This window comes from Duganella margarita (genome assembly GCF_009857535.1).
GTDB lineage: Bacteria > Pseudomonadota > Gammaproteobacteria > Burkholderiales > Burkholderiaceae_D > Rugamonas > Rugamonas margarita.
This window is the reverse complement of sequence record NZ_WWCS01000033.1, coordinates 24,955-32,570: the sequence shown is the minus strand read 5'-3', so window position 1 is coordinate 32,570 and position 7,616 is coordinate 24,955. Positions and strand designations below refer to the sequence as shown.

The following is a 7,616-nucleotide window of genomic DNA, read 5'->3' as shown; positions in this document are numbered from 1 at the left end:
AGATCGTGGCAATGACCTCGAACCAGTTCGCCGGCCTGACCACTGCGCAAGTGGGCGCGCTGTCGTCGGCCAACCTGGCCGCGATTGAAACCGCAGACATCAGCAGCATCACCACCGCTGGCATCGCAGCGCTGAAGTCGTCCCAGATCATCGGCCTGACCACCGATCAGATCGGCCAACTGACGTCGGGCCAGGCTGCCGCGCTCAACACCGCCGCCGTCAAAGCCCTGACCACCGAGCAGGTCGTGGCGCTGACCACCAGCCAGGCTGCCGCCCTGAGCAGCCGTCAAGTGGTGGCGTTGTCCACCGATGCGATCGCCGCGCTGGAAACCGAAGACCTGAACGCGCTGACCACGGCGTCGGTCGCTGCCCTGAGCACTGCCCAGATCCGCGCCCTGACTACCGCACAGTTCACCGTGCTCAATACCAACGGCGTGCAAGCCTTGACCACGGCCCAAATGAACAGCCTGACCACCGACCAGGCGGTGGCGCTGAGCAGCACTCAGGCAGCCGTGCTGAGCTCCTCGCAGCTGGCCGCAATCAGTACCGTGAGTATTGCTGTGCTGCAAACCGAAGACTTGGCCGCACTGAAAACCTCGTCGGTTGCGGCCCTGAAAACTTCGCAAGTGGCCGCACTGACCACCGAGCAGATCATCGGCTTTACCACCGCCCAGCTGGCAGCCCTTAGCACCGCTGTGATGGCCTCCGGCCTGACCACCGCGCAGATCGTGGCCCTGTCGAGTGAGCAGCTCAATGCGCTGACCACCGCGCAAGTCCGCTCGCTGTCCACCGCCGGCGTCCAGGCGATCGAAACGGCGGATCTGGGGGCTTTGAGCACTAGCACGATCGCGGCCCTGAGCACCGCCCAGTTCTCGCGTCTGACCACCGATCAGATCGTGGCGCTGAGCACCAACCAGGTGCATGCGTTCACCACCGCGCAGATTCATGCACTGACGTCGTCGCAAGTCCAGGCCATGAGCAACGACCAGATCGCTGCGCTGCCGACCTTCACGCCGCTGGTCCTGGACCTGAACGGCAACGGCATCGACACCATCAGCTCGACGGCAGGTGTGCAGTTCGACATGCTGGCCAATGGCAGCAAAGTCAGCACCGGCTGGGTTGGCGGTGGCGACGGCCTGCTGGTTCTGGACCGCAACGGTGACGGCACCATCAACAACGGTGGCGAACTGTTCGGCTCGGGCACCACGCTGGCCAACGGCAGCAAAGCCTCGAATGGCTACGCCGCCCTGGCGGAACTGGATACCAACGGCGACGGCGTGATCGATGCCAAAGACAGCCAGTTCGCGAAACTGCAAGTGTGGGTCGATGCCAACGGCGACGGTGTCAGCCAGGCTGATGAACTCAAATCGCTGGCCGATCTGAACATCACCAAGCTGAACCTGGATGCCAAGCACAACCCGTCGCTGAACAACGGCAACATCGTTGGTCTGACCTCGACCTACGAGACCGCCGACGGCGCCAGCCACACCGCAGCGGACGTCTGGTTCAGCGCCGGCGCCACCAGCAGCAGCCTGACCAGCTCGGTCAGCAACCTGTCGTCGGCGATGTCGAGCTACACCAGCCAGCCGGCTACCAGCGGCAGCACCAAGCTGGAAGTCCCGACCAGCAGCAACGGTTCGGTGGCCGCCCTGGCCAGCGCCATCGGCAGCTACGAGAACAAGCTGACTGCGGCCAGCCACTCGGCTTCGACGGAAGAGACGCTGCGTCTGAAAGCACTGCAAAACGGCGCGCAACACGGCCTGCTGGCAGCCAAGTAGTCTGACAGCGCGGTAACAGAAACGGCAAGGCCTGCGGGCCTTGCCGTTTTTTTTCGCCCGGCCGTTTGGCGCGCGCCATCACTGGAACAGCGGGGTAAACCGGGTTGTGCTTCCAAACAACAAATTCGCCCGAGGAAGGCGTGCACTAGGTTAAAATCCCACAGCTGGAACGAGCGCGTGCGCGTGTCGGCTTGGTTCCCGCTTTTTACCCACATCGATGCCTATGCAAGCTAAATTTCCCCATACCGCGATCCAGTGCCTGACTGCGATTGCCCAGCATCATGGTCTGCAGATAAGTCCGGAACGCCTGATCGATGAAAACGCGCTGCGTGCCGAGGAACCCGGCGTCGGCGCCTTGCTGCGCATCGCCGCCGATATCGGCTTGAAAGCCAAGGCCGACCAGCTGACCTGGTCGCGCCTGATGGCCCAGGGCGGCGTGTTCCCGCTGATGGCGCGCCTGGTGGACGGCAACTCGGTGATCGTGGTCGGCGTCAAGCCAGGGGAAAACGGCGGCCAGGACCATGTGGCGGTGCTCAACCCGGCCAGCGCCAACGCGGTGGTGGTGCTGGTCAGCCGCAGCGACTTCGAGCAGCGCTGGCACGGCGATGTGCTGTTCATCAAACGCCAGCACAAGCTCAGCGATCCCAACCAGCCGTTCGGCCTGCGCTGGTTCATTCCTGAAATCCTCAAACAAAAAGCCGCCTTCCGCGACATCTTCATCGCCGCCATCGCCATGCAGCTGCTGGCGCTGGCGTCGCCGATCTTCTTCCAGCTGGTGATCGACAAGGTGCTGACCCACCGCAGCGTGACGACGCTGCAGGTGCTGTCGGTCGGCATCATCATGGCGCTGGCGTTCGACGCCACCTTCGGCTTCCTGCGCCAGACGCTGACGCTGGCGGCCAGTAACAAGATCGACATGCGGCTGACGCGCCGCGTGTTCGGCCACCTGCTGTCGCTGCCGATCGATTTCTTCGAGACCACCAGCGCCGGCGTGGTCACGCGCCACATGCAGCAGCTGGAAAAGATCCGCAACTTCCTGACCGGCCGCCTGTTCTTCACCGCGCTGGACGTGATCGCGCTGCTGGTGTTCATTCCGGTGCTGTTCAGCTACTCGGTCAAGCTGGCCTCGCTGGTGCTGTTCTTTGCCGCGCTGATCGCCGGCGTGGTGCTGGCCATGGTGCCGACCTTCAACCGCCGCCTGCAGGCGCTGTACTCGGCCGAGGGCCAGCGCCAGGGCATGCTGGTCGAAACCATCCACGGCATGCGTACCGTCAAGGCGCTGGCGATCGAGCCGTCGCAGCGTCGCGTGTGGGACCAGCGCTCGGCCGAAGCGATCACCATGCACTTCCGCGTCGGCCAGATTTCGATCGCCGGCAACTCGGTCACCGACTTCCTCGGCAAGCTGCTGCCGGTGCTGATCATCGTGGTCGGTGCCGCCGACGTGTTCGACAACACGCTGTCGGTCGGTGCGCTGATCGCCTTCCAGATGCTGTCGGGCCGCGTCACCCAGCCGCTGATCTCGCTGGTCGGCCTGGTCAACGAATACCAGGAAACCGCGCTGTCGGTGCGCATGCTGGGCGAGGTGATGAACCGCGCGCCGGAAGGCCGCGCCGGCGCCAACGGCCTGCGGCCGGTGCTGGAAGGCGAGATCAAGTTCGACGCCGTGACGTTCCGCTATCCCGGCGCGCAGGCGCTGGCGCTGGACAAGGCCAGCTTCACCATCGAGCAGGGCACGGTGGTCGGCATCGTCGGCCGCAGCGGCTCCGGCAAGACCACCTTGACCAAGCTGATCCAGGGACTGTATGCGGTCCAGGAAGGCATCGTCCGCTTTGACGGCATCGATGCGCGCGAGATCGAGCTGGCGCATCTGCGCCGCCAGATCGGCGTCGTGTTGCAGGAAAACTTCCTGTTCCGCGGCACGGTGCGCGAAAACCTGTCGGTCACCAAGCCCGACGCCAGCTTCGAAGAACTGGTGGCCGCCGCGCAAGCGGCCGGGGCCGACGAATTCATCGAACGCCTGCCGCAGGGCTACGACACCGTGCTGGAAGAGAACGCCTCGAACCTGTCGGGCGGCCAGAAGCAGCGGCTGTCGATCGCCCGCACGCTGGTGGCCCGTCCGCGCATCCTGATCCTGGACGAAGCCGCCTCGGCGCTGGACCCGGAATCGGAAGCGATTTTCATCAGCAACCTGGCAAAAATTGCCGTGGGCCGCACGGTGGTGATGATTTCGCACCGCCTGTCGACCCTGGTCAACGCCGACAAGATCATGGTCATGCAGCAGGGCCGTCTGGTCGATGCCGGCCGTCATGAAGAATTGCTTACCCGCAGCGAAACCTACCAGCACTTATGGAACCAGCAAACAAGTCACCTGTGAGCCGGGCGCGTCGCGCCAAGGACGAGACCGAGGTCGCATTCCTGCCCGATGCCGACGCCATCGAGCGCGGGCCGCTGCCGCGCTTCGTGCGCATCACGCTGCATGTGCTGCTGCTGGCGTTTGCCGCCTTCATCGTCTGGGCCAGCCTGTCGCCGATCGACCAGATCGTCATTGCCCACGGCAAGCTGGTCAATCCGCTGCCGAACATCGTGGTGCAGCCGCTGGACACCTCGATCATCCAGAGCATCGACGTGCGGGTCGGCCAGGTGGTGCGCAAGGGCCAGGTGCTGGCCACGCTGGACCCGACCTTCAACGCCGCCGACGAGAGCCAGCTGCGCAGCCGCCTGGAAAGCCTGGACAACCAGACCGCCGGCCTGCGCGCCGAGCTGTCCGGCCAGCGCGGTGCGGCCGACGTCGGCAAGAGCAGCGCCGATGCCCAGCTGCAGGCGCAATTGTCGAGCGAGCGCCAGGCCAACTTCGCGGCCCAGCAGAACAAGATGGACCAGAACATCGCCCGCCTCAAGGCCAGCATGCTGACCAACAAGCATGACCAGGTGATCCTGGCCGAGCGCGTCAAATCGCTGCGCGAAGTCGAGGCCATGCAGGAGCAGCTGATGGCCGAGCAGTTCGGCGCCAAGATGCACCTGCTGGAAGCGCGCGACCGCCGTCTGGAAGTCGAGCGCGACATGGACATGCAGCGCAACAAGGCGGTGGAACTGGCCAGCGAACTGGCCTCGGCCGAAGCCGAGCGCGCCGCCTTCGGCAAGAGCTGGCGCCAGAAGGCGATGGAAGACTTGCTGAGCGCCTCGCGCGACCGCGCCGGCGTCAGCGAGCAGCTGGCCAAGGCCGACCGCCACCTCAAGCTGATCCAGATGGTGGCGCCGGCCGACGGCGTGGTGCTGGAGATCGGCAAGCTGTCGGTCGGCTCGGTGGTGCGCGAGGCCGAGCCGCTGTTCACGCTGGTGCCGCTGGGCGCCGACCTGGAAGCCGAAGTGCAGATCGATTCGGTCGACATCGGCTATATCAAGCAAGGCGCCGACGTGCACCTGAAGGTGGATGCGTTCTCGTTCATGAAGCACGGCATGCTGGAAGGCAAAGTGCGCACCATCAGCCAGGATTCGTTCAAGCGCGAGACCAAGGACACCAGCGGTGGCGGGCTGGACGCCTACTACCTGAGCCGGATTCCGTACACCGGCAAGCTGAACCGGCTGCCGCCGGGCGTGCGGCTGCTGCCCGGCATGACCGTGTCGGCCGAGATCGTCGTGGGGCACCGCACCGTGATGTCCTACCTGCTGTATCCGCTGACGCGCGCGCTGGACGAATCGATCCGCGAACCCTGATTACCACCCATTAACCTGTCGGAGAGCGGCGACGTGTGTGCCATTATCATCCCACCCATGACCGGCAGGTCATGAGCTGCCGCCTGCTTGGCATGGTGATCGAACTGGCGTTGCTGCCCGAAGTTATCGCCGTGCTGCTGGAAGCCAAGCCGGCGATGGTGGTATCCGGCCTGGTGCGGAAGGCAGACAAGAACACGTCGGCGCAGGGGTGTTTGCGGCCGCCGGCCGGGTCGCCAGGGATAACCCGCAACTCTTCCTGCGTACTGCCGCGCCGGCCACTGCTGGCGCCGCATGCGCCGGCAACGTGTGTCTGACCACCTTCACCACGAGAAAACCATGATTGTTCAACGAATTCAGCAGGACGTGATGTTTCATGACGAGACATTGACGCCGGCGCTGGCCGCGCGGCTGCCGCTCAACGACGTGCTGGCGCTGATCAGCAATTTCGTCTACAACACTTTCATGCATGAGATGTTCCACATGAAGGCGCTGTTCTACCCGCAGCTGGACGCCATCCTGCAGGAACTGGGCAGCAAGCTGTATGACGGCGTCGAACCGTTCCCGGCGGAAAACGACCTGCACCTGATCATCGGGTCGCAGTTTTCCAATGTCGGCGGACATAGCCGCATCGCGCGCGATTTCCTGCAACTCAAACGGCACAACCTGGTGGTGGTGACCGACGCCTTCAACGATCAGAATGACGAGCAGCGCCAGGAGATGATGGATTTCTTCCACCCGGCGCCAGTGCTGTTCCTGCCGCGCGGGAATATGGCGTTCAAGGTGCAGCACCTGGTGGCGTTGATCACCAACCTGCGGCCGAGCCATACCTCGTGTTTCAATCACCATGTCGATCCGATCCCGGTAGTGGCGACGCTGGCGGCGCCGGTCAGCAAGAAGATCTTCCATCACCATTGCGACTACCGGCCGTGCCTGGGCGCCAGCCTGGGCGAATATTCGCACGTGGACACCACCACCGAATTGCAGCGCCTGTGCTGCGCGCGCGCGCCGCGTCACGAGAGCGTGGTGCTGAATATTCACGATACGCTGATCAATACCGAGGTGGTGTCGCCGGCCTACCAGCCGGGCTTGCCGCTGAATACCATCAGCGCCGGCGGCGCGTCCAAGTATCTGTTCGCGGCCGAGCCGGCCGAGGCGTCCTATCCTCATGTGGTGGCGCAACTGTTGAAGCAGGGCGCCGGCCAGCACCACCATTTCGGCAGCCTCGGCGATGCCGAACTGGCAGTGATCCGCGCGGCCATGGCGGCGCAGGGGCTGGCGTGGGAACGCTTTGTCTACCACGGTAACGTGGCGTCGGTATCGGCCACCACGGCCACCATCCAGAACGCGGTGTACGTGCCGAGCTTTCCGGTGGGCGGCGTACTGGTGCTGGTGGAGGTGTTGTGCGCCGGCGCGCCGGTGCTGTTCAATGACGCAGTGGCGACCGACGGCGAATATGACTTCACCGTGGAGGCGCACAAGACGCTGCTGCCGGAACAGTACCTGCGCTGGACCGCGTCCCACCAGCTGGGCGGCCTGCTGGCGCTGCTGGCGGCCGATTATCCGCGCTACGCCGCCTCCAGCCGCGACAGGTTCCTCAGTGCGCACGCGACGCCCGCCTTCCTGGCGGACCTGGCGATGCTGGCTTAGTTTGCTTCGCCGGCTTCCAGGTAGCGCAGGATGCGCGCTGGATTGCCGGCCACCACCGCCAGCGGTGGCACCGAACGGGTCACCACCGCCCCCGCGCCGACCATGGCGCCGGCGCCGATCGTCAGGCCCGGCAGAATGGTGGCGCCGCCGCCGATTGAGGCGCCCGGCTCCAGCACCGTCTGCGGGAAGCCGTCCGGATATTGCTTGGACCGTGGGAACTTATCGTTGGTGAAGGTCACATTCGGGCCGATGAACACACCGGCGCCGACGCGCAGTCCGTCCCACAGATAGTTGCCGCACTTGACGGTTACATTGTCGCCGACCACCACGTCATTTTCGATGAAGCAGTGGGCGTTGATGTTGCAGCCCTCGCCGATCTGCGCGCCTTGCAGGATCACGGTGAACTGCCATACCCGCGTGCTGGCGCCGATGGTGGCCGACTGCACGTCGGACAACGCATGGATATTGCTCATGGCC

Annotated in this window: 6 protein-coding genes; 5 read left to right on the top strand and 1 reads right to left on the bottom strand. The window is 64.7% G+C overall.

The window, feature by feature from the left end:
- The 5 genes from GTP55_RS27710 to GTP55_RS27690 all read left to right on the top strand — a co-directional run.
- A partial coding sequence (locus tag GTP55_RS27710; protein ID WP_503826667.1) for an SPM autocatalytic domain-containing protein occupies window positions 1–1,778 on the top strand: 1,778 nt, incomplete at its 5' end.
- Window positions 1,779–2,001: 223 nt separating this feature from the next.
- Window positions 2,002–4,152, top strand: coding sequence for a peptidase domain-containing ABC transporter (locus GTP55_RS27705; RefSeq protein ID WP_161048005.1), 2,151 nt, complete (start codon window positions 2,002–2,004; stop codon window positions 4,150–4,152).
- Complete coding sequence (locus GTP55_RS27700) at window positions 4,149–5,492, top strand: HlyD family type I secretion periplasmic adaptor subunit (protein WP_371868468.1); 1,344 nt, start codon at window positions 4,149–4,151, stop codon at window positions 5,490–5,492. Before GTP55_RS27705 ends, GTP55_RS27700 begins: the two co-directional genes overlap by 4 nt.
- Before the next feature lie 35 nt (window positions 5,493–5,527).
- A complete protein-coding gene (locus GTP55_RS27695; protein WP_161048003.1) occupies window positions 5,528–5,806 on the top strand; it encodes a hypothetical protein in 279 nt (92 codons plus the stop codon).
- A gap of 22 nt (window positions 5,807–5,828) precedes the next feature.
- Window positions 5,829–7,139: a hypothetical protein gene (locus GTP55_RS27690; protein ID WP_161048002.1), complete on the top strand. Its 1,311-nt coding sequence runs from the start codon at window positions 5,829–5,831 to the stop codon at window positions 7,137–7,139.
- Here the strand turns inward: GTP55_RS27690 and GTP55_RS27685 are convergent.
- Window positions 7,136–7,612, bottom strand: coding sequence for an acyltransferase (locus GTP55_RS27685; protein ID WP_161048001.1), 477 nt, complete (start codon window positions 7,610–7,612; stop codon window positions 7,136–7,138). The genes GTP55_RS27690 and GTP55_RS27685 overlap by 4 nt on opposite strands.
- Window positions 7,613–7,616: the final 4 nt, after the last annotated feature.